The organism is Pseudomonas zanjanensis (assembly GCF_014268745.2).
GTDB classification, from domain to species: Bacteria; Pseudomonadota; Gammaproteobacteria; order Pseudomonadales; family Pseudomonadaceae; genus Aquipseudomonas; species Aquipseudomonas zanjanensis.
On the sequence record NZ_JABWRB020000001.1, the window covers coordinates 183,735 to 207,767 of the forward strand.

At 60.2% G+C, this 24,033-nt stretch carries 29 protein-coding genes; 25 read left to right on the forward strand and 4 right to left on the reverse strand.

The annotated features are described in order from the left end of the window. The first annotated feature begins 92 nt into the window (after nt 1–92). Nucleotides 93–1,100: an RNA polymerase sigma factor RpoS gene (gene rpoS / locus HU715_RS00830; RefSeq protein WP_003198289.1), complete on the forward strand. Its 1,008-nt coding sequence runs from the start codon at nt 93–95 to the stop codon at nt 1,098–1,100. Nucleotides 1,101–2,519: 1,419 nt separating this feature from the next. Then, complete coding sequence (locus tag HU715_RS00835) at nt 2,520–3,086, forward strand: hypothetical protein (protein WP_186705516.1); 567 nt, start codon at nt 2,520–2,522, stop codon at nt 3,084–3,086. A gap of 150 nt (nt 3,087–3,236) precedes the next feature. Here the strand turns inward: HU715_RS00835 and fdxA are convergent, their stop codons facing one another. The 3 genes from fdxA to HU715_RS00850 all read right to left on the reverse strand — a co-directional run bounded on the left by fdxA (nt 3,237) and on the right by HU715_RS00850 (nt 7,314). After that, nucleotides 3,237–3,560: a ferredoxin FdxA gene (fdxA, locus tag HU715_RS00840; RefSeq protein ID WP_181289193.1), complete on the reverse strand. Its 324-nt coding sequence runs from the start codon at nt 3,558–3,560 to the stop codon at nt 3,237–3,239. A gap of 142 nt (nt 3,561–3,702) precedes the next feature. Further along, nucleotides 3,703–6,270 carry a DNA mismatch repair protein MutS gene (gene mutS, locus HU715_RS00845; RefSeq protein WP_186705573.1) on the reverse strand — a complete coding sequence of 856 codons (2,568 nt, stop codon included), beginning with the start codon at nt 6,268–6,270 and terminating at the stop codon, nt 3,703–3,705. Between the two features lie 690 nt (nt 6,271–6,960). Then, entirely contained in the window at nt 6,961–7,314 is a 354-nt protein-coding gene (locus HU715_RS00850) for a DUF6124 family protein (protein WP_186705517.1), read from the reverse strand. Nucleotides 7,315–7,873: 559 nt separating this feature from the next. Here HU715_RS00850 and HU715_RS00855 point away from each other — a divergent pair. After that, nucleotides 7,874–8,608 carry a LexA family transcriptional regulator gene (locus HU715_RS00855; protein WP_028237204.1) on the forward strand — a complete coding sequence of 245 codons (735 nt, stop codon included), beginning with the start codon at nt 7,874–7,876 and terminating at the stop codon, nt 8,606–8,608. Between the two features lie 374 nt (nt 8,609–8,982). On the opposite strand, the gene HU715_RS27215 is transcribed toward HU715_RS00855, so the two are convergent. Then, nucleotides 8,983–9,171 carry a hypothetical protein gene (locus HU715_RS27215; protein WP_225917648.1) on the reverse strand — a complete coding sequence of 63 codons (189 nt, stop codon included), beginning with the start codon at nt 9,169–9,171 and terminating at the stop codon, nt 8,983–8,985. On the opposite strand from HU715_RS27215, the gene HU715_RS00860 reads away from it, so the two are divergent. The 22 genes from HU715_RS00860 to HU715_RS00965 all read left to right on the forward strand — a co-directional run bounded on the left by HU715_RS00860 (nt 9,115) and on the right by HU715_RS00965 (nt 23,887). After that, complete coding sequence (locus HU715_RS00860) at nt 9,115–9,252, forward strand: Com family DNA-binding transcriptional regulator (protein WP_264083862.1); 138 nt, start codon at nt 9,115–9,117, stop codon at nt 9,250–9,252. The two genes, HU715_RS27215 and HU715_RS00860, sit on opposite strands and share 57 nt — an antisense overlap. An 8-nt stretch (nt 9,253–9,260) precedes the next feature. Then, nucleotides 9,261–9,842 (forward strand): DUF642 domain-containing protein, encoded by a 582-nt coding sequence (locus HU715_RS00865; RefSeq protein ID WP_186705518.1) that lies wholly within the window; start codon nt 9,261–9,263, stop codon nt 9,840–9,842. A 50-nt stretch (nt 9,843–9,892) separates the two neighbouring features. Next, on the forward strand, nt 9,893–10,243 hold the full coding sequence (locus HU715_RS00870) for a phage holin family protein (RefSeq protein ID WP_123342521.1): 351 nt from the start codon (nt 9,893–9,895) through the stop codon (nt 10,241–10,243). A gap of 36 nt (nt 10,244–10,279) precedes the next feature. Then, the gene (locus tag HU715_RS00875) at nt 10,280–10,792 is read left to right on the forward strand and encodes a hypothetical protein (protein ID WP_186705519.1); all 513 of its coding nucleotides are present in this window, start codon (nt 10,280–10,282) and stop codon (nt 10,790–10,792) included. Between the two features lie 3 nt (nt 10,793–10,795). Beyond that, complete coding sequence (locus HU715_RS00880) at nt 10,796–11,407, forward strand: phage baseplate assembly protein V (protein ID WP_186705520.1); 612 nt, start codon at nt 10,796–10,798, stop codon at nt 11,405–11,407. 11 nt (nt 11,408–11,418) lie between these two features. Beyond that, nucleotides 11,419–11,751: a phage baseplate protein gene (locus HU715_RS00885; RefSeq protein ID WP_186705521.1), complete on the forward strand. Its 333-nt coding sequence runs from the start codon at nt 11,419–11,421 to the stop codon at nt 11,749–11,751. Next, the gene (locus tag HU715_RS00890; RefSeq protein WP_186705522.1) at nt 11,748–12,743 is read left to right on the forward strand and encodes a baseplate J/gp47 family protein; all 996 of its coding nucleotides are present in this window, start codon (nt 11,748–11,750) and stop codon (nt 12,741–12,743) included. Before HU715_RS00885 ends, HU715_RS00890 begins: the two co-directional genes overlap by 4 nt. Beyond that, complete coding sequence (locus HU715_RS00895; RefSeq protein ID WP_186705523.1) at nt 12,740–13,384, forward strand: phage tail protein I; 645 nt, start codon at nt 12,740–12,742, stop codon at nt 13,382–13,384. The genes HU715_RS00890 and HU715_RS00895 overlap by 4 nt, the downstream gene beginning before the upstream one ends. Then, on the forward strand, nt 13,381–13,911 hold the full coding sequence (locus HU715_RS00900) for a hypothetical protein (RefSeq protein WP_186705524.1): 531 nt from the start codon (nt 13,381–13,383) through the stop codon (nt 13,909–13,911). The genes HU715_RS00895 and HU715_RS00900 overlap by 4 nt, the downstream gene beginning before the upstream one ends. A 24-nt stretch (nt 13,912–13,935) precedes the next feature. Next, nucleotides 13,936–14,556: a hypothetical protein gene (locus tag HU715_RS00905; protein ID WP_186705525.1), complete on the forward strand. Its 621-nt coding sequence runs from the start codon at nt 13,936–13,938 to the stop codon at nt 14,554–14,556. A gap of 9 nt (nt 14,557–14,565) precedes the next feature. Continuing rightward, nucleotides 14,566–14,823, forward strand: coding sequence for a tail fiber assembly protein (locus tag HU715_RS00910; RefSeq protein ID WP_186705526.1), 258 nt, complete (start codon nt 14,566–14,568; stop codon nt 14,821–14,823). Nucleotides 14,824–14,908: 85 nt separating this feature from the next. Beyond that, the gene (locus tag HU715_RS00915) at nt 14,909–15,136 is read left to right on the forward strand and encodes a hypothetical protein (RefSeq protein ID WP_186705527.1); all 228 of its coding nucleotides are present in this window, start codon (nt 14,909–14,911) and stop codon (nt 15,134–15,136) included. Nucleotides 15,137–15,138: 2 nt separating this feature from the next. Next, nucleotides 15,139–16,305, forward strand: a complete 1,167-nt coding sequence (locus HU715_RS00920; protein WP_018607964.1) for a phage tail sheath protein — start codon at nt 15,139–15,141, stop codon at nt 16,303–16,305. After that, complete coding sequence (locus HU715_RS00925) at nt 16,305–16,811, forward strand: phage major tail tube protein (RefSeq protein WP_186705528.1); 507 nt, start codon at nt 16,305–16,307, stop codon at nt 16,809–16,811. Before HU715_RS00920 ends, HU715_RS00925 begins: the two co-directional genes overlap by 1 nt. A gap of 156 nt (nt 16,812–16,967) precedes the next feature. Continuing rightward, nucleotides 16,968–17,543: a phage tail assembly protein gene (locus HU715_RS00930; RefSeq protein WP_186705529.1), complete on the forward strand. Its 576-nt coding sequence runs from the start codon at nt 16,968–16,970 to the stop codon at nt 17,541–17,543. 128 nt (nt 17,544–17,671) lie between these two features. Then, entirely contained in the window at nt 17,672–19,849 is a 2,178-nt protein-coding gene (locus HU715_RS00935; protein ID WP_186705530.1) for a phage tail tape measure protein, read from the forward strand. Next, nucleotides 19,849–20,232, forward strand: coding sequence for a phage tail protein (locus tag HU715_RS00940; RefSeq protein ID WP_186705531.1), 384 nt, complete (start codon nt 19,849–19,851; stop codon nt 20,230–20,232). Before HU715_RS00935 ends, HU715_RS00940 begins: the two co-directional genes overlap by 1 nt. After that, nucleotides 20,225–20,437: a tail protein X gene (locus tag HU715_RS00945; protein WP_186705532.1), complete on the forward strand. Its 213-nt coding sequence runs from the start codon at nt 20,225–20,227 to the stop codon at nt 20,435–20,437. Before HU715_RS00940 ends, HU715_RS00945 begins: the two co-directional genes overlap by 8 nt. A gap of 9 nt (nt 20,438–20,446) precedes the next feature. Beyond that, nucleotides 20,447–21,463 (forward strand): contractile injection system protein, VgrG/Pvc8 family, encoded by a 1,017-nt coding sequence (locus HU715_RS00950; protein ID WP_186705533.1) that lies wholly within the window; start codon nt 20,447–20,449, stop codon nt 21,461–21,463. Nucleotides 21,464–21,627: 164 nt separating this feature from the next. Then, a complete protein-coding gene (locus HU715_RS00955) occupies nt 21,628–22,212 on the forward strand; it encodes a phage tail terminator protein (protein ID WP_186705534.1) in 585 nt (194 codons plus the stop codon). Then, the gene (locus tag HU715_RS00960; RefSeq protein ID WP_186705535.1) at nt 22,209–22,391 is read left to right on the forward strand and encodes a DUF2635 domain-containing protein; all 183 of its coding nucleotides are present in this window, start codon (nt 22,209–22,211) and stop codon (nt 22,389–22,391) included. The genes HU715_RS00955 and HU715_RS00960 overlap by 4 nt, the downstream gene beginning before the upstream one ends. After that, the gene (locus HU715_RS00965; protein ID WP_186705536.1) at nt 22,391–23,887 is read left to right on the forward strand and encodes a phage tail sheath subtilisin-like domain-containing protein; all 1,497 of its coding nucleotides are present in this window, start codon (nt 22,391–22,393) and stop codon (nt 23,885–23,887) included. Before HU715_RS00960 ends, HU715_RS00965 begins: the two co-directional genes overlap by 1 nt. Nucleotides 23,888–24,033: the final 146 nt, after the last annotated feature.

Below are 24,033 nucleotides of genomic sequence, written 5' to 3' on the forward strand. Positions count from 1 at the left end.
TGTTCCGTCACGTAGAGGGAACAGGCTCCAGCGTTGCCAAGGATAAAGGCGTCGCTCGAGCTTGAGGTCGAACTCACCAAAGGACTATAACAATGGCTCTCAGTAAAGAAGTGCCGGAGTTTGACATCGACGATGAGGTTCTCCTTATGGAGACCGGCATCGCTATGGATTCGATGTCGAATGATGAAGGGGCGACTCCACCTTCCGTTCGTGCCAAATCCAAACACTCCGCTTCACTTAAACAACATAAGTACATCGATTACACCCGGGCGCTGGACGCCACTCAGCTGTACCTCAACGAAATCGGTTTCTCGCCACTGCTCTCCCCCGAGGAAGAAGTTCATTTTGCGCGGCTGTCGCAAAGTGGTGACCCGGCCGGTCGAAAACGCATGATTGAAAGCAACCTGCGCCTGGTGGTGAAAATCGCCCGACGCTACGTCAATCGAGGGCTTTCGCTGCTGGACCTGATAGAAGAGGGCAACCTGGGCCTGATTCGCGCCGTCGAGAAATTCGACCCTGAGCGCGGCTTCCGTTTCTCGACCTACGCCACCTGGTGGATCCGCCAGACCATCGAACGGGCGATCATGAACCAGACCCGGACGATCCGGTTGCCGATTCATGTGGTCAAGGAACTGAACGTCTACCTGCGGGCCGCCCGTGAGTTGACCCAGAAACTCGATCATGAACCTTCACCTGAGGAAATCGCCAACCTGCTGGAAAAACCGGTGGGTGAGGTCAAGCGCATGCTTGGGCTTAACGAGCGGGTTTCCTCGGTAGACGTTTCCCTGGGGCCGGACTCGGATAAAACCCTGCTGGATACCCTCACGGATGATCGGCCCACTGACCCGTGTGAACTGCTTCAGGATGATGACCTGTCCCAGAGCATCGACCAATGGCTCTCGGAGTTGACCGACAAGCAACGGGAAGTGGTGATTCGCCGCTTTGGCTTGCGGGGGCATGAAAGCAGCACGCTTGAAGATGTCGGGCTGGAAATTGGATTGACGCGTGAGCGGGTCAGGCAGATCCAGGTTGAAGGTCTCAAGCGTTTGCGGGAGATCCTGGAGAAGAACGGCTTGTCGAGTGAGTCGTTGTTTCAATAACACCCAGGTAAGTGCAGCAGAAACGCGCCCTGACTGGCGGTGATGCTGTGCGGTTTGAAAAAGCGGTGCTTCCCAGAAACGGGAAGTGCCGTTTTTTTGGGCCTGGGTTTGGGGGTATATCCGTTTCAGAAACGATGTGGCCTTGTCGCCGACCTGGTTCTTGGTGAGACCGCGTTTCCCCTGTGGGAGCGGGCTTGCTCGCGAAGGCGGTGTGTCAGTTTGCAGTGATGTGGAGGTGCCGGTGTCATCGCGAGCAGGCTCGCTCCCACAGGTGATCCAGGTGCCCATGAGTCTCGTGTCTGGCTGCAGGCCTATTGTGGGAGCGAGCCTGCTCGCGAAGACGATGTCACAGTCGATGAAGATGTTGGACGGGCTGGCCTATTCGCGAGCAAGCCCGCTCCCACAGGTTTTGCGGTGCACATGAATTTTGTGTCCGCTGTAGATCCAATGTGGGAGCGAGCCTGCTCGCGATAGCGGTGGCTCAGCCACATAAGTGCCGGCCTATGCCCCGTTTGCTCTTGCTTTGGATCTTGATCTTGATCTGGACGCCCCGTTAAACCACGCTGGCCGAACGCAGGCATTGCGTAGTGGGCATCCCGGCATGGATGCCGGGATAGCCGCGCTGGGCCATGGATGGCCCTTCACGGCGGCCCACGGAGCAATGCCGGAGTGAGGGCACACCGAGCCTAGGCGAGGTGCCGAGTGGTGGGGCAAAGCGCTTTTGGTTACTTTTGGCTGGTCCGGCTCCCGGCTCTTCCAAAAGTGACCCGCCGTAAGGGCGGAACCCTAAGTGGCCGTTACCGCAGCAACGGATATACACACCACCCCTGCCCCCCCGCTCGTAAAACTATAGAACATCACGACTGGTTCGAATGCTTCTGCATATCTGAAGCATCGTTTCCCCAACCCAGCTCCATTTATAGGTTCAGCTTGTAAGCATTTGCCTAGTGTTGCGTAAGCGATCGGTTTCTCATCGCCAGGACAGACAGCTATAAATCCCGTGATCTTTTTATATTTAACTGATTTATAAGGAAAATTTGTTGATGAACATAGTGTGACAGAGCAAGCCACCTGTATCACCCGCGTTGCACTCGCCTGGGAAGACACTAATATCAGCCCTGTGTCGACGGACAGACACACCCGTCAAGGACGATGGGAACGGAAGGACATCGCAGGACGCGATTCATCAGGACGATGAATAGGATTAAAGGGATTAGGGAAAAAATGTGGGCGGGTCAAACCGCCCCTTTTTTTGATTCAAAGATTGCCGGGTAAGCGTTCTTGGTTTTCTAGAGCACACCGGGCCGCGAGTCGAAAGGTTCGTGGGGTGATCCAGCAACTACTCCTGGAAGGCGTGTTAGCTAACCCAGTGAGACACGATGTCTCCAGGTCTTTCCGCAAAACTAAAAGGATTTAGATATGACACTGTCTCTTCAAGACATAAAACCTGAGCAAGTCGATGCGCTCAAAAAGCAATCACAAGTTGCTTTTGACGAACAAATCAAGCGCATGCAAGCGCTTGTGAGTGAGAAGCCGGCGCTGCAAGAGGTCCTCAATCAGAAGGTGCACCCACAATCGTTGTGTGGCTGTGGATGCGCGCAGAACATTTGCGGCTATTTCTGCTTCGAAGGTTGCGGTAGCAGTTGTTATCCTCACTCCGAAACCATCCAGATTACTGCGTCCCCCGCGATTATCGGACCAGACGCTCCTCAGCAAGGAACCCAGGTACGGTTTGTCGGCTATGCGACAGGTACGGGTACCAATGTCGATATTTCCAATCTCTATCTGCTGGGCTCGGTGCCTGATGCCGAGAACCTCGTCAACGTCCCGTTGTCGCTGCAATTAACGATTAATCAAGGTTCGCTCTCCCTGTACTTCTTTGAAGGGACGCGTCTGTTGGCCGTGATGCTTCATCCGTCGCAATATGGCTCGAACATTAGTGGGGAGTTCTCCGGCACTGGGTCCGGTACATTTCAACTGGTGTGAAGTAGTCAACCTGTCGTAATCAGCCCCGTTCCGGGCAAGAAAGCCCTGGCCTAAAACGCCGGGGCTTTTTTCGGGCCGCGATTTTTCTTCAGGGCGAGACAGAAAAAGCAAAAAAGGCCCGCAAGGGGCCTTTTGGTGACGCCGGAAAGATCAGCGCTCGAGGTCTGCGATCTTGCCTGGTTTGCCATCCCACTCTTCAGCGTCCGGCAGGGCGTCTTTCTTCTCGGTGATGTTCGGCCAGATGTCCGCCAGTTCAGCGTTCAGCTCGATGAAATTCTCCATGCCGGTCGGCACTTCGTCTTCCGAGAAAATGGCATTTGCCGGGCATTCCGGTTCACACAGGGCGCAGTCGATGCACTCGTCCGGGTGAATGACCAGGAAATTCGGCCCTTCGTAAAAGCAGTCCACCGGACACACTTCTACGCAGTCGGTGTACTTGCACTTGATGCAGTTGTCGGTGACGACGAAGGTCATTTCTAATTCTCTCCTCAGGCGGCTGTCGCGAAGCCCCTTCACGGCGGGGTCGCGAGGTTTGGGAGCGGTAGTCTGCGAACCAGGCTAATAGTCCGCAGCATCCCAAACCGCGCGAGATTCTAACAGCTTGAAAGCCTGTGCGTTAGATCCGTGTCTTCAATGTATAGAGCAATTCGAGCGCCCGACGCGGAGTCAGGTCGTCCACATCGAGCTTGGCCAGTTCATCGAGCACCGGATGCGGCAGGCTGGCGAACAGGTCGCTTTGCTGTGGCGCGGCCGGTTTGCCTTTGGTCGGGCGTGGTGCTTCGTGGGGCAGGCTGGTGGTTTCCAGGCGGCTCAGGTGCTCGCGGGCACGGCTGATCACTTCGCTCGGCACGCCGGCCAGTTGCGCCACCGCCAAGCCATAGCTCTGGCTGGCCGGGCCGGGCAGCACATGGTGCAGGAAGACGATGCGCTCGTTGTGCTCGGTGGCGTTGAGGTGGACGTTGGCCACCAGCGGCTGGCTTTCCGGCAACACGGTGAGTTCGAAATAATGGGTGGCGAACAATGTGTAGGCCCGCAGGTGCGCGAGGCGTTCGGCCGCGGCCCAGGCCAGGGACAAGCCGTCGAAGGTGCTGGTGCCGCGGCCGACTTCGTCCATCAGCACCAGGCTGCGTTCGGTGGCGTTGTGCAGGATATTCGCGGTTTCGCTCATTTCCACCATGAATGTCGAGCGCCCACCGGCCAGGTCATCACTGGAGCCGATCCGGGTAAAGATGCGGTCCACCAAGGACAATTCGCAACTGGCCGCCGGGACGAAGCTGCCAATGTGGGCCAGCAGCACGATCAACGCCGTCTGGCGCATGTAGGTGGATTTACCACCCATGTTCGGACCGGTGATCACCAGCATGCGGGTGTTGTCGTCCAGGCTCAGGTCGTTGGCCACGAACGGCGTGGTCAGGACTTGCTCGACCACGGGATGACGACCCTGGCTGATACGCATGCACGGCTCGCTGACGAAACGCGGGCAGTTGAGGTCCAGGTTCAAGGCCCGTTCAGCCAGGTTGCTCAGCACATCCAGTTCCGCCAGGGCACCGGCGGTGTCCTGCAGGGGCGGCAATTGGCTGATCAGATCCTCGAGCAGCGCTTCGTAGAGCATCTTTTCCCGGGCCAGGGCGCGACTCTTGGCCGACAGCGCCTTGTCTTCGAACGCCTTGAGTTCCGGGGTGATGAAACGCTCGGCGCCCTTGAGGGTCTGGCGGCGGACGTAGTCGGCCGGGGCTTGCTCGGCCTGTTTGCTTGGCAGTTCGATGAAGTAACCGTGAATTCGGTTGTAGCCGACCTTGAGGTTGGCCAGTCCGGTGCGGGCTTTTTCCCTGGCCTCGAGGTCGATCAGGAACTGGCCGGCGTTCTCGCTCAGCGCTTGCAGCTCGTCGAGTTCGGCGTCGTAGCCGGTTTTCAGCACGCCACCGTCACGGATCACCGCCGGCGGGTTGTCGATAATGGCTTTTTCCAGCAGCGCGGCCAGCTCCGGGTACGTGCTGGTGGTGCGTGCCAGTTGTTGCAGGTGCGGTGCTTCGAGGTCGGTCATCGCCACCTGCAGTTCAGGCAACGCGCCGAGGGCATCGCGCAAGCGCGCCAAGTCACGGGGACGGGCGTTGCGCAGGCCGATACGGGCGAGGATCCGCTCGATGTCGCCGATTTCCTTGAGCTGCGGTTGCAGCTGCTCGAAGCGGTAGCGGTCCAGCAGGCAAGTAATGGATGACTGGCGCGCTGTCAGCACCGTCAGGTCCCGCAGCGGACGGTTCAACCAGCGGGTCAGCAGGCGGCTGCCCATGGCGGTCTGGCAGCGATCGACCACCGATTGCAAGGTGTTGTCGCGCCCACCGGCCAGGTTGGTGTCCAGCTCCAGGTTGCGTCGGCTCGCGCCGTCCAGCACCACGGTATCATCCAGGCGCTCGTGACGCAGGCTGCGCAAGTGGGGCAGGGCGGTGCGCTGGGTTTCCTTGGCGTAGGCCAGCAGGCAACCGGCCGCGCCGATGGCCAGGGTCAGGTTCTCGCAACCGAAGCCCTTGAGGTCCTGGGTGGAGAACTGCTGGCAGAGACTTTTCAGCGCCGAGTCGCGCTCGAAATCCCACGGCGCCCGACGACGTACGCCACGGCGTTTTTCTGCTGGCAAGTCTTTGGGCCAGTCATCGGGAATCAACAGCTCTACCGGATTGACCCGCTCAAGCTCCGCCAGCAGGTTTTCCCAGCCCTTGATTTCCAGCACCGAGAAGTTGCCACTGGTGATGTCCAGGACCGCCAGGCCGAACAGGCGTTCGTCGCCCAGCACCGCGGCGATCAGGTTGTCCCGGCGTTCATCGAGCAAGGCTTCGTCACTGACTGTACCCGGTGTGATGATCCGCACGACTTGGCGTTCGACAGGCCCTTTGCTGGTGGCCGGGTCGCCGACTTGCTCGCAGATCACCACGGACTCGCCGAGCTTGACCAGCTTCGCCAGGTAACCTTCCGCCGCGTGGTAAGGAATCCCACACATCGGTATCGCCATGCCCGCCGATTGCCCACGTGCCGTCAGGGTGATGTCCAATAGCTTGGCGGCTTTCTTCGCGTCCTCGTAGAAGATCTCGTAGAAGTCGCCCATGCGGTAGAACATCAGCTGGTCGGGGTGCTGGTTCTTCAGGCGCCAGTATTGCTGCATCATCGGCGTGTGGGAGGACAGGTCGTTCACGGCGGTATTCATGGGTGTCAGGGAAGCTCGTTGAAAGGTGTGGGGCAAAAGGAGGGGCATTGGCCCGGCTTTTCCGCGATGGGCGCAAGGTTAACATGGGTGGTCGGGGGGGACCCAGGGGATGACTGTTTTTGGAATTGGGTGAATATCCGTTGCTGCGGTAATGGCCACCTATGGTTCCGCCCTGACGGCGGGTCACTTTTGAGAAGCCCGGAAGCCGGCCCAGTCAAAAGTAACCAAAACGCTCCTGCCCCACCACTCGGTGCCTCGCCTAGGCTCGGCATGCCTGAACGAAGGCATTGCTCCGTGGGCCGCCGCGAAGGGCCATCCATGGCCCAGCGCGGCTAACCCGGCATCCATGCCGGGTTGCCCACTGCGCAATACCTTCGTTCAGCCAGCGTGGTTAATGGGGCGCCGAGATCAACGTCTACCGCGAGGCGGCCTGGTAGCCGACCTGGCTCTCCCGGTCGTACACCCATCATATCTGTAGGAGCAAAGCTTGCTCGCGAGGAGGCCTTACAGCCGACCTGTCTCTCCGGCGGTACCCCGATCCAATTGTGGGAGCGAGCCTGCTCGCGATGACGGCTGCCAATACAACTTAGTTGTAACTGGACTACCGCCATCGCGAGCAAGCTCGCTCCCACAGTGATGACTCGGGTTTTTCTTAGGTCTTGGCTTGCATCATGAGTGCTACCTCACCTCAACCACATCCAACGCCCGGTTCGCCAACAACTGGCTCAACTCGATCATCTGTTGAACCCCCAGCAAGATATTCCGACGCGAGCCCTTCAGGTCGAATGCCAGGTCGCTGACCATGGCATTGGCCGAGGCCAGGGTTTCGCTGAGGTTGGCGAGCAGGCATTCGGCGTCGACGTTGGGGGCGATGATGAAAAGGGTGTCGGGCGTGTCAGCGGTTTCCTTGTCGGTTTTCGGCTTGAGGTAATAGTCCAGGGCGCGGGTGGCCGCGTCGTCGAGTTTTTTGGCGTTGGCCGATTGGCTGCGGGAGACGTGATCGTCTGGGGGATTTGGGGTGTTCTTGCTCATGATGCTTGGATCCTCGAAGTGGGAGCCATCACCGATTCGCTACTAAACGAAATGGGTGGCAGCTGTACGCAGGTTAGTAGACCGGGGATCCAAGAAACCGGCGCACCCGAGGGCGCCCTGCGCACAGCTACCATCGAATGCAGGAATAGGAATACCTGACTTGGATGGAGCGATGTACATCTTGGAAATACCGGGCTACTAAACCCGATCACTGATGGGCAGTGACAGGATCAAAAGTACCGGTGGCCCCCAAGGCGCACAAGCCGGCGGATTCTGGCGTAGTTGTAGGCAGAGGCGCAAGAAAACGTAGCCTTGCGTCGCATATTTGAAGGACGGCTTTGGAGCCTTTTCCCAACGGCGTGTAGGGCGATTCCGTGGCGAGGGAGCTTGCTCCCGCTGGGCTGCGCAGCAGACCCTTTTGTGAGCGCTTCGCACTGGAGCGCCAGCCCGGTCAAGCGGGAGCAAGCTCCCTCGCCACAATGAATGCAATTGGCTGGAATTGCATATTTATGCAAAACAGCATTTGTCTTCTGCGAAAAGAACAAGCACTATGCGCGTTATGCAAAAACGCAACGTTTCGACCGTATTAAGAGCATTGCTCGATCAGCACGGGATCTCCCCCACGGAGCTTCACCGGCGTACCGGCGTGCCTCAGTCCACCCTCTCGCGGATCCTCAGCGGCAAGATCGTCGACCCTTCGGATAAACACATCTCGAAGATCGCCGAATATTTTGCCGTGAGCACCGACCAGTTGCGCGGGCGCGCCGACGTTGTGCCCGTCGGCAATGCCCGCCGCGACGAGCCGCATTCCGAACTCAAGGACATAAGCCTGTGGGACGACGAAACACCCGTCGAAGAAGACGAAGTGTCGGTCCCTTTTCTGCGTGAGGTTGAATTGGCTGCTGGATCAGGAAGATTCGTCATCGAGGAGAGCGAGCGCTCCAGCCTGCGGTTCGGCAAGCGCAGCCTGCGCCACAACGGTGTGCAGTTCGACCAGGCCAAATGCGTGACGGTGCGCGGCAACAGCATGTTGCCGGTGCTGCGCGACGGCGCCACGGTAGGAGTGAATGCGGGCAAATGCGGGATCGGCGATATTGTCGATGGTGACCTCTACGCCATCAATCACAACGGCCAACTGCGGGTGAAGCAGCTTTACCGCCTGCCCACCGGCATCCGCCTGCGTAGCTTCAATCGCGATGAACACCCGGATGAGGACTACACGTTCCAGGAAATGCAGGACGAGCAAATCGTCATCCTCGGTCACGTCTTTTGGTGGGGCATGTACGCCCGTTAACCCCTCCGCTGTCAGATAAAACCCGCCGCCGCGCGGGTTTTTTTTCGCCTCCTGAAACCCGCGACCCCGCATTTACAAGGGCTTCATGCATTTGCGCATTCGGCACGCATAAATAAATGCATTTACGCATTGACTGTATATGCATCCATGCATATTCTGTGTCCAAGCCGCTCGACAAAGCGGCTGGCAACAAAGCTCTTTAGTTCCACCAACAGGCAGCGATGAACCGGCCTTAACGGTTCAGAGGGTTGGCAACTGGCCCGGGTGTGCAGCGTAAAGCACCAGAAGCAGTTATCCGGCGGGCAGGGACCGCGGCTGGAGGAACAATTTGAATGGATCCGTACCGCGCCAGTCGCGCCGAAAGATCAAGCGCATTACTGAAAAGCCTGGGCAACCGGGCTTTTTGGAATGCCTGTGCCGCGAGGCACTTCAAACCGCCGCCAATGGGAGGGCTTTCGATGCTGAAGGATTTCAGATGCGGTCACTGTAAAAAACTTCTGGCCCGCATGGGCGAGAACACCGAACTCCAGATCAAGTGTTCCCGATGCGGGACGTTGAATCATGTGAAGGCCGCGAGCCTCGAGCCATCGCCTTTGAGCGACATGAGAGCGGAATCTTCCGCGAACAATCATTCGACTCAATAGGTATCACCATGAACTCATTAAAAAAAACCATGGCTCCATTCCTGCTGGCCTTCGCTCTTTTCAGCGCAACGGGTAACGCCACGGCGGCCAATCTTCTGATCAACGGTAGCTTCGAACAGCCGGGCTGCGCTAACAGTTGCATATTGGATACGACGGGTGAGGCCGACTTCATCACCGGTTGGACAACGTTCCTGTCTGGGGCGGAGTACTTCAATGTCGCCGCTTCGATCCGTGGTTCCGTAGCGCCTGAAGGTGTGGTGATTGTCGATCTGGCTAACAGCGTTTACAGCAACGGAGGAGGGGTTCAACAGAACTTCGCCACGGTGGTCGGCGCAAAATATCGCTTGACGTTCAGCGCAGGTAATTCGGTTTACGCCAACCGCTCCGGGGAAGGTGTTGTCCAGGTAAAAGTCGCCGGGCAAACCACAACATTCAACACACCTGCGGCCCGAGGCAGCGTGGTCGAGTGGGCCACCATGACCCTGGACTTTACCGCGACCACCAGCAGAACAACCCTGGCTTTCTCCAACGAACAGAACCCTTACACCAACTTCGCCTTCATCGACAACGTCATCGTTGAGCGACTGTAGAACGTCACCTGTCTCCAAACGCTCATCACTCACCCCCCAGGAAGCCTGACATGACAAACGAGCAACAAGCGTTGCTGGACATGCCGATCTGGCTGGTCATCGTGCTCGCCCTGGTGGGCGGGGTGTCCGGCGAGATGTGGCGCGCCGACAAGGAGGGCGCCCGTGGCTGGCCGTTGCTGCGCCGCGTGGTTCTGCGCTCCGGTGCCTGCGTGGTCTGCGGCGTATCGGCAACCATGCTGTTGTACGCCCTCGGGATGTCGATCTGGAGCGCTTGCGCCCTGGGTTGCCTGACCGCCATGGCCGGTGCCGATGTGGCCATCGGTCTTTACGAGCGCTGGGTCGCCAAGCGGATCGGCGTGTGCGAAGTCCCTCCGCGAGACGTTCCTCCCGACCAGCCGTGAATCGACAGCGCTGATCCCTACACAAGGAGGCGATCAATGCCTGCCCTTATCGAAAAACCGTCGCAGTTGTTCTCGGCCATTGCCCAGACGCTGCGCGCCACTTATCCCACCTTGAAAGTCGGCAGCCCTCAGGAGTTCGATGGCACCGACGATCAACCCTGGGTACTGATTGCCATCGAGCGTGATGCACCCGGCCACCGCGCCAACGACGGGCGTATCGCCCATGTCCTGACGGTTTCCCTGCAAGTGGTCATGGCCGTCCCGGGATGGGAGGCCTGCGATTTGGCCGCTGAGCTGAAGCACTTGGTCATGGATAACCGCTGGGGTCTGTCGGGCGATCAATGCGACTTGCCCACGGAGATCGATGGCCTGCCATCCACGTTCATCAACCCGACAAGGTCATACACCGCCTGGACCCTTTCCTTCAGCCAAACCTTGTACCTCGGCCCGACGCTGTTGGATGACCCGCTGGGCATCCCGAAATTCGCCCGCACCTGGGAAGTGTCGAACATCGACGACCCGGACCAATACACCGCACTCGAGGGCTGAGCCATGTTTGATGCGCTGTTACGGATGCATCTGGGGCCGATCATCGAGCGTCTGGCGCAGATGGAAACCGAGCTGGAAGACTTGCATCGACGTGCGGAAAGTTTCTGCCGAATTGGCGTTTGCCAGGAAGTCGATGCGGCCAGCAACACCTGCAAAGTCAGCCATGGCGGACTGCTCACGCCGGCGATCCGCTTTTTCAACCCGAGCGCCGGCGCCCAGAGCGAGTCGCGGATTCCCTCCGTGGGCGAGCAATGCCTGTTACTCAACCATGGCGGCGGCGAGAGCAGTGGGCAGGCGGTGGCGTTGTTTGGCCTCAACGGCGGTCAGTTCCCGCCCGTCTCGACCCAGGCCTCGCTGACGCGTCGCCTCTATCAAGACGGCACGGAAAACGGCTACGACCACGCCAGCCATGTCCTGCATTGGAAGAACGGCCCGGCGACGTTCAGCGGTTCCCGTGAATCGCTCCAGTTGAGCATTGGCCCATCGAGCCTGGTGATGACGCCGCAAATCATCGAATTAAAACTGGGCGCCGTCGGCATTCGAATCGACGCCTCCGGTGTGCACCTGAGCGGCCCGGTGGTGGATCACCAGGGACGCGTCATCAGTACCGCATAAGAGATTTCCTCATGATTGGAATCGATCGAAATACCGGCGCCACGGTCGACGACTGGCTGCAGTTCGTGCAGCGCGCCACCCGTGCCTTGACCACGCCGTTGGGCACCCGCCAGAAGCGCCCGTTGTATGGCTGCGCACTCACCCAGTTGCTGGGGCAGAACCTCGGCGACGACCTGTTGATCCTCGCCCAGAGCCATGCGGCCCAAGCGTTCTACAACCCCCATAACGGCATCGACGATTTCGAGCCCCAGGTCATCGTCGCCAGCCGGCACGGTGCCGGATTGCTGCTGCGTTTCGCCGGCACCTGGAAAAACCGCAAACAGACATTCGAGGTGATGACATGAGCATGTTGATACCCGGCCAGAACCAACTGGCCGAACCGGCCATCGTCACCGTCGAAGCGTTCGAGGACTTGCTCGCCGAGTTCAAGACCTTCGTGGTCGAGTACGTCGCCGCACGCTCTCCGGCAAGCGCCGCCAAACTGGTGGACAGCCTCGAAAACGAAAGCGAATTGCTGACCCTGGCCCTCGAGGCGTTCTGCGTCCGGCTGCAAACCCACGAACGCAAATACAACGCCCGCATCAAGCAGATGTTGGCGTGGTGGGCCACCGGCACCAACCTCGACGCTCGCCTCGCGGACATGGGGCTCGAACGCCAACTGCTCGACCCGGGCGACCCGGCGGCGTTCCCGCCCGTCCCCCCTGTCTACGAGAGCGATGACGATGCACGGTTGCGCTACTACCTGGCACCCCACGCCCCGGCGGCTGGCTCGCGCATGCAGTATCGGCGGGAGATTTTTACCCTGGGGCAGCGTCCCGTCGTAAAAGTCGAGAACGCCTCGGCGGGTGTGGTGACGGTCATCTACACCTTCGACCCGGACAGCTACGCAGCCCAGATCAAGGACGGTAACGGACGCCGTACCGCGCCCGGCGAAGTCACGGTCACGGTGCTGTCCCGAGACGGCGATGGAACGCCGTCCGAAGCGTTGCTCGACGGCGTCCGCGAGCACTTCGCCCGACCGGATGTACGGCCCGAGACGGACTTGGTCATCGTGCAGGCCGCGCAAATCAAACCTTACAAAATCCGCGTCGTGGCGAAGATCAATCCCGGGCCTGACTCGGGCCTGACCCAGGTTGCCGCACAGCAGCAATTGCAGGAATACGCCGAGGCGTGTCATCGCCTGGAAGGCCGAGTGGACCCGAGCTGGATCGACTACACCCTGCACAGCGCTGGCGCGGTTCAGCTGCAGATTCTCGAACCGCTTGCGCCGATTGTGACGACGGCTTTCCAGGCGCCGTACTGCACGGGCGTCGAGGTCGAGGTGGATACGTTATGAGTGACGACACTTCTCGACCGAGCCTGCTGCCGGTCAACAGCTCACCGCTGGAGCGGGCGCTGGATCTCGGGTTCGCCCGGCTGCTGGATCGCATCGATCCGCCGTTTCCCGAACTGATGAATCCGGCGGCGACGCCTTTGGCGTTCTTGCCTTATCTGGCGGCGGATCGTGGGGTCAGTGAATGGGACGCAGCAGCCGACGACCTGGAAAAGCGCCTGACCGTTTCGTTGTCCTGGCAGATCCAGCGTCAGGCGGGTACGCGTCGAGCCCTGAGCCATGCCGTCGAGTCCATGGGGTTTATCCCCCATGTCGTCGCCTGGTATGAGCAGCAACCTCCTGCACATCCCTACACCTTTGATGTGCAAGCGATCATCGGCCATAGCTGGTCCAGCGGCGACCACAATCGCTTGATACGGCGCATCAATGCCGCCAAGAGCGAACGCGACCAGGCCACTATCACGCTCGTACATCAAACGAGGGGCAGTCTGGCGCTCGCGTCAGCTCTCCATGGACCATTAAGCGAAGCAGAGCTGTTTCTGTGGGGGGCGCTGCCATCACTTGATCTTGATGCACGACTTATCAGCACCGGCTTTTTCCAACCTTACACCATTAACGATTACGACCTCAGGGCGCAGCCATGACAGAAGACATTACGCGCTTGGTTCGCTTCACTTCCGCCGGCCTGGCCGAAGTGTTGCAGGCGAAAAACCAAGGCTTGAAAGGTGAGATCACTCACATCGGGGCCGGCACCGCCCGCTACGATCCCAATGGATCGGAAACGGCGCTTCGCAATGAACGACAGCGTGTGCCGATCGTGGATTACGAAGATCTGGATCCAGGGCAACTGAGGATGGCTGCGCTGTTTGAAGGGCCAGATGAATATGAAATTGGCGAGTTCGGTTTCTATCTTTCCACGGGCACGTTGTTGGCATTGTATTCGGTGGCTGGAAAGCTGCTGACCTACAAAGCGGCCGCCGCGCGAGTGTTGCAAAAGTTCACGCTGGATATCTCCCCGTTGCCAGCACAAAGCGTCACGGTGGTGGTCGGGTCCGACAACCTGAACATTCTCATGAGTGAGGAAATCGCCACGTTGGCTACCGCCAATATCGACAACATGGCGCGACACGTTGGCCTGATGTTTCGGGTTATGGCGCTCGAAGCCAAATAATCAAATAGCACAAGGAACTTGAATGTGAGTCTGGAAACCACTATCGCGTCGCTGGTATCAGCGGCCAACAACTTGACCACGACGGTCAATGGAAAAATTGGCAGTATCAATACGACCATGGCCACGGCGTTGACGCAGTTCAACGAATGGCGAAGCCAGAAGGATGTAGAAGGGGATCCAAGTGCCCTGGGCACGATTCGTCGCAACGTTTTGCAGGGACACGTCTACGGAACTGGCGGCGTCTATGGCGCAACGGCGCAGGGTGATTTTGTTTCCACCAACCTGGGTGCCAGCGCAAATGTGTACATGCATTTCAAAGTGCCGCTTAACATCAATGTTCATTCGGAAATGTTCTGGTTCAACATCAAGGGTTACAGCTACGGCACAGCCAAAATAATCGACGAAACGTTGGTGGGGTATTGCTATCAGCCCACTCGGGTTCTGCAAAACGCTTCGACGTTTGGAAACATGACCCCTTCTGTCTATGTCGATACAAACGGCAATATTGTCATGCGCATTCTCATTCCAAACATTTATTACACCACCGTGCGCATTGACACCATGCGTGTGGGCAATGGTCGGTTGTTCAACCTTGGGGATTTGGTCACCAGGTTGTCACTGGCCGAAACCGTTGTTTTCAGCTAAGGAACGAACATGTCTGATCTGTCCAACAATGACCTACCCGAAATTCCACTTGCCGTACCGTCGCCTGAAATCGAATGGGCCGCCATTCGCACGCGCCGTAATCAACGGTTGCGAGACACGGATTTCACTCAATTACCGGACTTCCCCGCAACGGAAGCCCAGCTTGCCGAGATCAAGGCTTATCGCCAGGCCTTGCGAGACATCCCGGAAACGGATGAAGAACCTTCCAGGCTGCTCTGGCCCGAGCTGCCAGATTTCATCAAGTAAACACGACCGCGAGAGCGGTTTTTTTTCGCCCACATCGAGCCCCTTTTATGGGGCTTTTGTGTTTTCGCATCTGGAGAGACCGTAGATGCCCATTCGTAAGCAATACACCGTGCTGCTGCCATTTCCTACCAGTGGCGGCCATTGGTCTAGCGCCGGCCAGACATTGGATTTGTTGGATGTCGAGGCCAGCGCTTTGCGCAGTGCCGGTCGCCTCGAACTGACCAGCGTCCTGAATGCGCAGCAGTTGGCTGCTGACACGCAAGCCACCCCAATCACCAAGGCCGTGAAGGCCGCCACCAAAAAGGCTGAATAACCATGGCTGAGGTTTTGAACTTCGAGCACAACGGCATTACCGTCAATGCCACCGAATCTCCCGAGGCCATGGGTGGCCTGGGTGACAACGTCATCGGTCTGGTCGGCACCGCGCCGAATGCCAACCCGCTGATTCCGAAAAACACCCCGTTCCGCATCAACAGCTTCACCACCCAGGCCCAGTTGGACCCGACCGGTGCCGAGGCGGGCACGTTGTTCCAGGCGGTGTACCAGATCCTCAAGGTGGTCAAGGTGCCGGTCTACGTGGTCATCGTCGAAGAGGGCGCGACCCTGGCCGATACGCAGAACAACGTGATCGGCGGCATCGAGGCGCAGACCGGGCGCAAGTTGGGCCTGGCCGCGTTGAGTGGCGTCGCGGAAGACCTGACGATTATCGGCGCGCCGGGCTTCACCGGCACCAAGGCCGTGGCCAGCGAATTCGCTTCGTTTGGCAAGCGCATCAAGGCTCGTGTGGTGCTCGATGGCAAGGACGCCGCGGTTGCCGACCAAGTGACCTACAGCCAGGAGCTGGGCGGCGCCGACCTTGGTTTCGACCGTTGCCTGGTGGTGCACAACATGCCGGCGGTGTACTCCAAGGCCGCGAAGAAAAACGTCTTCCTGGCCCCGTCGAGCCTGGCCATCGCCGCGCTTGCCAAGGTCAAGCAGTGGGAGAGCCCGGGCAACCAGGTGACCTTCGCCGAGGACGTTTCGCGCACCGTCGAATACAACATCCTCGACACCTCCACCGAAGGCGATCTGCTCAACCGCTACGGCGTCAGCTACTACGCCCGGACCATCCTCGGCGGCTTCTCGCTGCTGGGCAACCGCTCCATCACCGGCAAGTTCATCAGCTACGTCGGCCTGGAAGATGCCATCAGCCGCAAGCTGGTGAAGGCCGGCCAGAAAGCCATGGCCAAGAACCTGACCAAATCGTTCATGGACCAGGAGGTCAAGCGCATCAACGACTGGCTGCAAACCCTGGTGGCCGACGAAACCATTCCGGGCGGCAGCGTGTACCTGCACCCGGAATTGAACAGCGTCGAGAAGTACAAGAACGGCACCTGGTACGTGGTCATCGACTACGGCCGCTACGCACCGAACGAACACATGATTTATCAACTCAATGCCCGCGATGAAATCATCGAGCAGTTCCTGGAGGACGTTCTCTAATGTTTACCAACCGCGTAAGACAGGCCATCGCGGCCACCCTGCAAGGCCTGCCGTTGTCGGCGACCGTGGAAGATTTCACCCCGCCGAAAATCGAATTCGACATGGAAGAGATGCGTGGCGGCCGTTTCATTGGCGAGGAAATGGCCAAGGGCGGCAAGGTGCTGACGGCCAAGCTGACCCTGCAAGGCCTCGGTCCGGAAGTCATGCTGGCGTTGGGCGTGACGGTGGGCGAGGACATTCTGCTCAACGTGCGTGAAGCCGGCCAGGACCAGGACGGCAACACCTGGTTCACCTATCACACGGTGGGCGGCAAGTTGAAATCCCTCGAGGAAACCCCGCTGAAAATGAATGAGAAGCCCAAGACCAATCTTGAGCTGTCCTGCCGCACTTACAACCGTCTGGAAAATGGCGTGCCGGTGATCGACATCGACGTGCGCACCCAGAAGTTCGTGCTCAACGGCGTCGACATTCTTGGCGATGCGCGCCGTGCGGTGTTGCTGCCTTAAACAAACCCGTCGGTTAGACACAGTCCCTGTGGGAGCGGGCTCGCTCGCGAAGAGGCCATCAGCTTCAACAGCAATGTTGACTGACACACCGCTTTCGCGAGCAAGCCCGCTCCCACAGGTGGCTCGCCCACCATGATTCACCAAGGAACTGATTTCATGTCCTGGATGCCTCCTACCCATGAGCTGCTGTCGCCGATCACCGGTGACGATGGCTCGCAGATCGAGCAGCTCCCACTCAAGCCTCTGTACTACGCCGCGCAAAAAGAGGCCCTGGCCCGCGCTGGCGATGACGAAGACGATCAGTTCTTCGAACTGGCCAAACTGGCCACCGGCCTGTCGGTCAAGGAACTCGACCAGCTCAAGCGCCCGGACTACGTGAGCATTGCCCAGTACGTGCACGAAATGTCCACCCGCCCGGCGTCGCACTTCCTGGAGTCGGTGGACAGCGCAGCGGTCGATCCCGATCAGGTGCAGCTGCTGCAACCGCTCGACATCGCGGGCCGCAGCCTGACCTCGTTGACCCTGGAAATGCCGGTGCTGCGTGCCACCAAGGCGATGAAAAAACTGAAGACGGCCAAGGAACGCGCCGAGTTCATCACCGCCCATTGCACTGGCCTGATGATCCCCGACCTCGATCACCTGACTGTGCCCGACTGGACACAACTTCAGGTACGCATCGACGATTTTTTAAACAAACCGGCGGACTTCTTTCGGAGCGCGACATCGAAGTGATCCTCGATGTGGTGCCGCTCATTTACTCGGTAAGTGAGGCGGAAATCCTGGAGTGGGACGCCGGCAAGGCCTTGCGCCGCTACGACATCGCGATCACTCGCCTTGGCGTGAAACAGGAGTAGAGCGGGATGGCGGACGATAGATATTCGCTCAAATACGCAACCTTCAATGAGCCTGGGTTGGCGTTCGGTAATGCCAGCCTCACCAGTGGCGTGTCGGCACAAGGCGCGTTCGCCAGGGATCAACTGGCGAGCCTCGATCTGGCATTGGAGACACTCGGTCTCAAGCTCGGACTGCTGACCACGGCGATCGAATCGCTGACCGTGAAGCTTTCGGCGCAACGATTGTTCTCCCAAACAATGGGCGCCGGCGCCAAGGGCGAGTCGGCTGGTGAGTCAAAGGGCAAGTCCAGTGGCGGTATTGAACCACCGGCGCTGCTCAAACCTGCGATAGCGATGGACTCGGCCATGGCCGATCTGAAGCAGGTCACCGGATTTAGCCCTCGCCAGATCGAACAGACGACTGAGTCAACCCGGCATGTCGCCACCGCTCAGTTGGTGGCGGCCGGGGGCACCACGGCGGTTGAAGTGGTGAGAATGCAAAGCCTGGCGGCCAGCAAAGGCATCGGCAACGATTTAGCCAAGGCCTCGGACCGACCGTCGGAGCTGTCGCGTTTCGCCTCGGATGCTGCCGTCATCGCGACGGCGTTCAGGAGGCCGGCCATGGAGGTTGCCGAGATGCTGGCCGACTGGCGCATCTCCATGAAGCTCAGCGGCGCTCAAGCCTTTGACTTGGCGGATGCAACCAACCAGTTGGGCAAGCTACCCGATGGTGCGAAACCGGCCGAGATCGGCGCGGTCTTGCAGCGTGACGGTGCGGCTGCAACGACGGCAGGCCTGGCCCCTGCCCAAGCCGCAGCGGTAACGGCGGCATTGCTCAATACCGGGACCAAACAAGCGGAAGCCGGCGTGGCGCTGGATAGCTTCGCGACGGCCCTGGGCAAGGGTGGCCAAGTCTCCGCCACCGAGCAAAAGGCTTGGAAACAGTTGGGCCTGGAACCCACGGCGGTGGCGAGCGGCTTGCGTGACAAGGAAACGGCGCCTGGCACGATGATGACGGTGCTGGCGGCCTTGAACGCGCAACCGGCCGAAAGGCGCTCGGCCCTTGCCACGACGTTATTCAGCAATGGCGATGAAGCCGTGCTGCGCATGGCGCAGAAGCTGTCCGATGTGAACGCAGCTTTCTTGCAGGTGAAAGACCCAGGCCAATACGCCACTTCACAATTGGGCAACGACGGTTCGGTGCGGCAGGATGCATTGGCGCTTTCGAAAACCCATCAAGGCCAACTGAATATCCTCAACGCCCGTAACGAGCGTTTGTCGTTGGCCACGGGAAACGCGCTGATGCCTTCGGCGGGTAGCTCATTTCAGGGGCTGGGTTCGCTCGCCGATGGCATGAGTGAATTGGCAGAGTCCTCACCCAAAGCCGCCGCGGCCATCGTGTTGATCGGCGCGGCGATCAAACCGCTGGTGGGCGCGTTGCTCAAGGCGGTAGGGGATGAGATCTCCAGTCAGGTGGCCAAGCGGGTGTTGGGTAGGGCCGCTCCGCACCTTCCCGGTCGATTGGGTGAAGCGATCTCCGAAGATTTCAGAAATCCTCGGGTGGGCAAGCTGGATACAAGCAATGCCAACCAGCGTCCCGAATCCCCGAGAGGGTCGAAAATACGCGTCAGTACACGAGGCTCACTGGGAGGCGCAGGGCGTTTTTCACTCGCGCCAACCGCCTCGTTACGCTCGATGACTCGCAGGGCGCCAGGCCCATTAAAAGTCGTTGGTGCCGTCGCTGATGTGGCCGAGGGAGTGCTGACCGGCGACAAACGAATGATGGGCGCAGGCCTGGGCGCCGCAGGTGGCGGCTGGGCCGGCGCTGCTGCGGGCGCTGCGGCCGGTGCTGCGTTGGGGAGTGTCGTGCCGGTGCTCGGCACTGCCATTGGTGGCGTGCTTGGCGGACTGCTGGGCGGCTGGCTGGGGAGCGATGCCGGCGCGTCACTGGGGGAAAAACTCGTCGCCCCGGTCGACAGGCTCGCCGCGCCAGAGCAGGTCAGCAAAGACCTGGCCAGCACCCAGGCAACCACCCAGCAAAACACCATGACCGCGAACATCTACATCAACGGCCAGGACCAGGCCAGTGCGAGCCAGTTGGCGAACCTGGTGGTGCAACAGATCAGCGGCCAATTTGGCCTGACATCCATGCCCAACTCACTGGCCATGCGCAGTGATGCGGCCCTGACCGACGGAGGTACGTGATGCGTCAACAAATGGCCCTCGGCAGTTTCATCTTTGGCCTGTCGAGAAATTTTGCGTACCACCAGTTGGTACACACCTCGGATGGCGGCTGGAAAAACATCGACATCCTCACCAGCAAGCCCAAGTCCAGCCAGATCGGCCAAGGCCTGCAAGGGCTGACGATCACCGGCAAATCGATGTACGCCACCGCCATGGATCGCCTCGATGAGTTGCGCGCGTTGCAGGCGCAGCGCGTCCCACTGCCGTTGGTCGATGGCATCGGCCGCAACTGGGGCCTGTGGCAGATCAACAATGTCACGGAAACCCAGACCGCAATCATTGATGACGGCACGGCGATGGTGGTGGGCTGGGTGGTTGATTTGAAGGAGTTCGCCAATGCGTAGGGTTCGAAGTATCGCCGGTGATTCGGTGAATCTCTTGCTCTATCGGGAGCTGCAACGTTGCGACGACCTCGTCGAGGAGGCGCTCTGGCGTCTCAATCCCGGATTGGCTGAATGGGGCCCGGTATTGCCGGCGGGTGTGTGGGTGGTCTTGCCGGAAGTGGACCTCAAGCCCGTGGCAACCCCACCGGTTTCGGCCTGGGATTAAGGAGGCGACATGGCATTGGGTTTTACGCCTGCGGTGGAGATTTATGGCGCGAACGCCGCGCTGCTCAACGAACGCCTACTCAAGTGGGAGCATGTCGACGCGGCGGGCATCGAGTCCGATCAGCTGACGCTCACCATCAGCCTGGACGGTCTGGAAGGGTTGCCCAGCCTGGGCGGGAAAATCGGCCTGCGGGTCGGTTACCTGGAATCGGGGCTTGTGGATAAAGGCGAGTTCGTCATCACTCGACGCACACCGTTCCTGTTTCCGCTGCAACTGGTGCTGGTGGCCATGGCGGCGCCGTTCAGCGCGGCGGACCAGACAGGCTTCAAGCAGCGCCGATCCGTCAGCCATGGTCCGACGACCCTGGGGGCGCTGTTTCGTCAGCTGACTTCCAGGCACGGGTTTTCGCCCCGTGTGGCGCCGGACCTGTCGCTGATAAAAATCGAGCACATCGATCAGTCCAACGAAACCGACATGGGGTTCCTCACGCGCCTGGCCCATCGTTATGACGCCGTCGCCAAACCAGTCAACGAGCTGTATGTGCTGGCCCGGCGCGGCCAGGCGAAGTCGTTGTCGGGCAAGGTCCTGCCCGAGATGAAATTGTCGGTGACGACCAACAATCGCCCGGGCGACCACGCTTTCATTTCGGCCAAGCTGGATGAAACCGCGCGGGCGAAGTACGACGGCTGCAAGACCAGTTGGTGGGATGCGGCGGCGGGCAAGCTGCGGGTCGAGGAGAGCGGCATCGCGCCGTTCAAGACCTTGCGCCAGCGCTTCCAGAGTGCAGAAGAAGCCCGCGCCGCCGGTGAAGGCGAGGTGCGCCGGATGTTGCGCGAAGCCCTCAAGGTCAAGATCGAATGCCCTGGCAACCCGGGGCTGTCCGCCGAGGGCATCGTACTGTTGGACCCGTCCTGGCCGGACTTCATGCGCGGTCGCTGGTCGATCGACAAGGTCACGGCCAGCGGCAGCCGGGAAAAAAGCTACCGCTGCAGCATCGACGCAACCTGCCTGGACGCCAAGGCCTGATCTTATCCCCAGGTCTTGTTCAGCGTTGCACATACCCCACGTCCAACCGAGTCCAACTGTGGGAGCGAGCCTGCTCGCGATGACGCCCGCACATCCAGCATCACTGTTGCCTGATACACCGCTTTCGCGAGCAGGCTCGCTCCCACAAAAACTGGAGTCCCTCCATGAAGATCACCCCGATCCTCACGCAGTTGCGTGAGCAATGCCCCACGCTCGGCCAGCGCGTGGCCGCAGGCTTCGACCTTGCCACGCTGCAAGCCGAGGCCCCGCTGCAAACCCCCTGCGCCTATGTCCTGCCCACCGCCGACATCGCCAGCAAGAACGCGGCGCAAAACGTCACGCTGCAAGCGGTGCGCGATCGCTTCGATGCCGTGCTGGTGCTCGACGCCACTGACGCGACAAAAGCGCTGGATCTGCTGCACGACCTGCGGGCCGAATTGTGGCGCGCTCTGGTGGGGTTCAAGCCGGGCGCTGAGTACACCGGCGTCGAGTACGACGGCAGCGAACTGGTTTCCATCAACAGCAGCCGTGTGTTGTACCGGCTGCGCTTTTTCGCCGAGTTCCAGCTGGGCCGCAATCTGGCGAGCCAGCCTGCCGAAAGCTGGCACGAGCGTGAACTGGACGGCTTGTCGTCCTTTACCGGGGCCACCGTGCGGGTCGATGCCATCGATCCGGCGGACCCCAACCTGAAACGCCCCGGCCCCGACGGGCGCGTGGAACTGACTTTCTCTGGAGACGTAACCCCATGAGCAAACGCATCACCGTGCTGCCGGCCCCGGGCCGGGCCGTGCCGGACCCGGAAGCGGGCGATCTGTTGCCCCTCGAGGGCCGTGAAGTGCCGGACAACGCCTGGTGGCGTCGACGTCTGGCCGATGGCGATATCACTACCAAAGCCGTGAAAGCGGCAAAAACACAGGGAGCCAAATAATGGCGATCGGATTCAGCAACATTCCCGCGGACATTCGTGTTCCGCTGTTCTACGCCGAAATGGACAACTCGGCCGCCAATAGCGCGTCGTCAGCCATGCGCCGGTTGATCGTCGCCCAGGTCAACGACAACGTCGCTCCGGCCGAGGTCGGCAAGCTGGTGCTGGTGTCCAGCGTCGCGCTGGCCAAGAGCATCGGCGGGCAGGGCTCGATGCTCGCCTCGATGTACGAAACCTGGCGCAAGACCGACCCGCTCGGTGAAATCTGGTGCCTGCCGCTGCACAACGTCGAAGGCGCCATCGCCAAAGGCGTGTTGACCCTCACCGGCGCCGCGACGCAAAGCGGCGTGCTCAACCTGTACGTCGGCGGTGTGCGCGTCCAGGCCGCCATTGTCAACGGCGCCACGGCAGCCCAGGCCGCGACTGCGCTGGCATTGAAAATCAACGCCAGCGCCGATCTGCCGGTGACCGCTGCGGCCGCCGAAGGCGTCGTGACCCTCAGCGCCAAATGGACCGGCGACAGCGGCAACGACATCAGCTTGCAATTCAATCGCCTGGGCAAGAGCAATGGCGAAGACACCCCGGCGGGCCTGACCACCGCGATCACCGCGATGACCGGCGGCGCCGGTGTGCCGGACCAGACCGCTGCCGTCGCGGCCCTGGGCGACGAGCCCTTCGAGTTCATCGCGATGCCTTGGTCCGATGTGGCGAGCCTCAATACCTGGCAGGCGGTCATGGACGACAGCACCGGCCGCTGGTCTTGGGCCAAGCAGTTGTTCGGCCATGTCTACAGTGCCAAGCGCGGCACCCTCGGCACTCTGGTTGCCGCCGGCCAGGCGCGCAACGACCAGCACATGACCATCCAGGCGCTGGAGCTGGGCGTACCGCAACCGTTCTGGGTCCAGGCCGCTGCCTTGGCGGCTCGTACCGCGGTGTTCATCTCCGCCGACGCCAGCCGTCCGACCCAAAGCGGGAGCCTGCCAGGCCTCGATCCGGCACCGGCCAGTGAGCGCTTTACCCTGACCGAGCGTCAGTCCCTGCTCAATTACGGCATCGCCACGGCGTATTACGAAGGTGGCTACGTACGCATCCAGCGTTCCATTACCACGTATCAGAAAAACGCTTTCGGCCAGGCTGACAACTCCTACCTGGACAGCGAAACCCTGCACCAGTCGGCATTCATCGTCCGCCGCCTGCAAAGCGTGATCACCAGCAAGTACGGCCGTCACAAACTGGCCGCCGACGGCACCCGTTTCGGCGCCGGCCAGCCCATCGTGACCCCGAGCACCATCCGTGGCGAGCTGATCGCCCAATACGCCAAGCTTGAACTGGAAGGCCATGTGGAAAACGCCGAGCTGTTCGCCGAGCATCTGGTGGTCGAACGCGACAGCCAGGATCCGAGCCGGGTCAACGTGCTGTTCCCGCCGGACTACATCAACGGCCTGCGGGTGTTCGCGCTGCTCAACCAGTTCCGCCTGCAATACGACAACGCCGCCTGACCGTGGCGAGGGCGCTTGCTCCCGCTGGGTTGTAGGAGCTGTGTAGGAGCTGCCGAGCGAAGCGAGGCTGCGATCTTTCCAACGCCAATTGAGTCGAGAGCGAAAGATCAAAATCAAAGATCGCAGGCTTCGCCAGCTCCTACAAA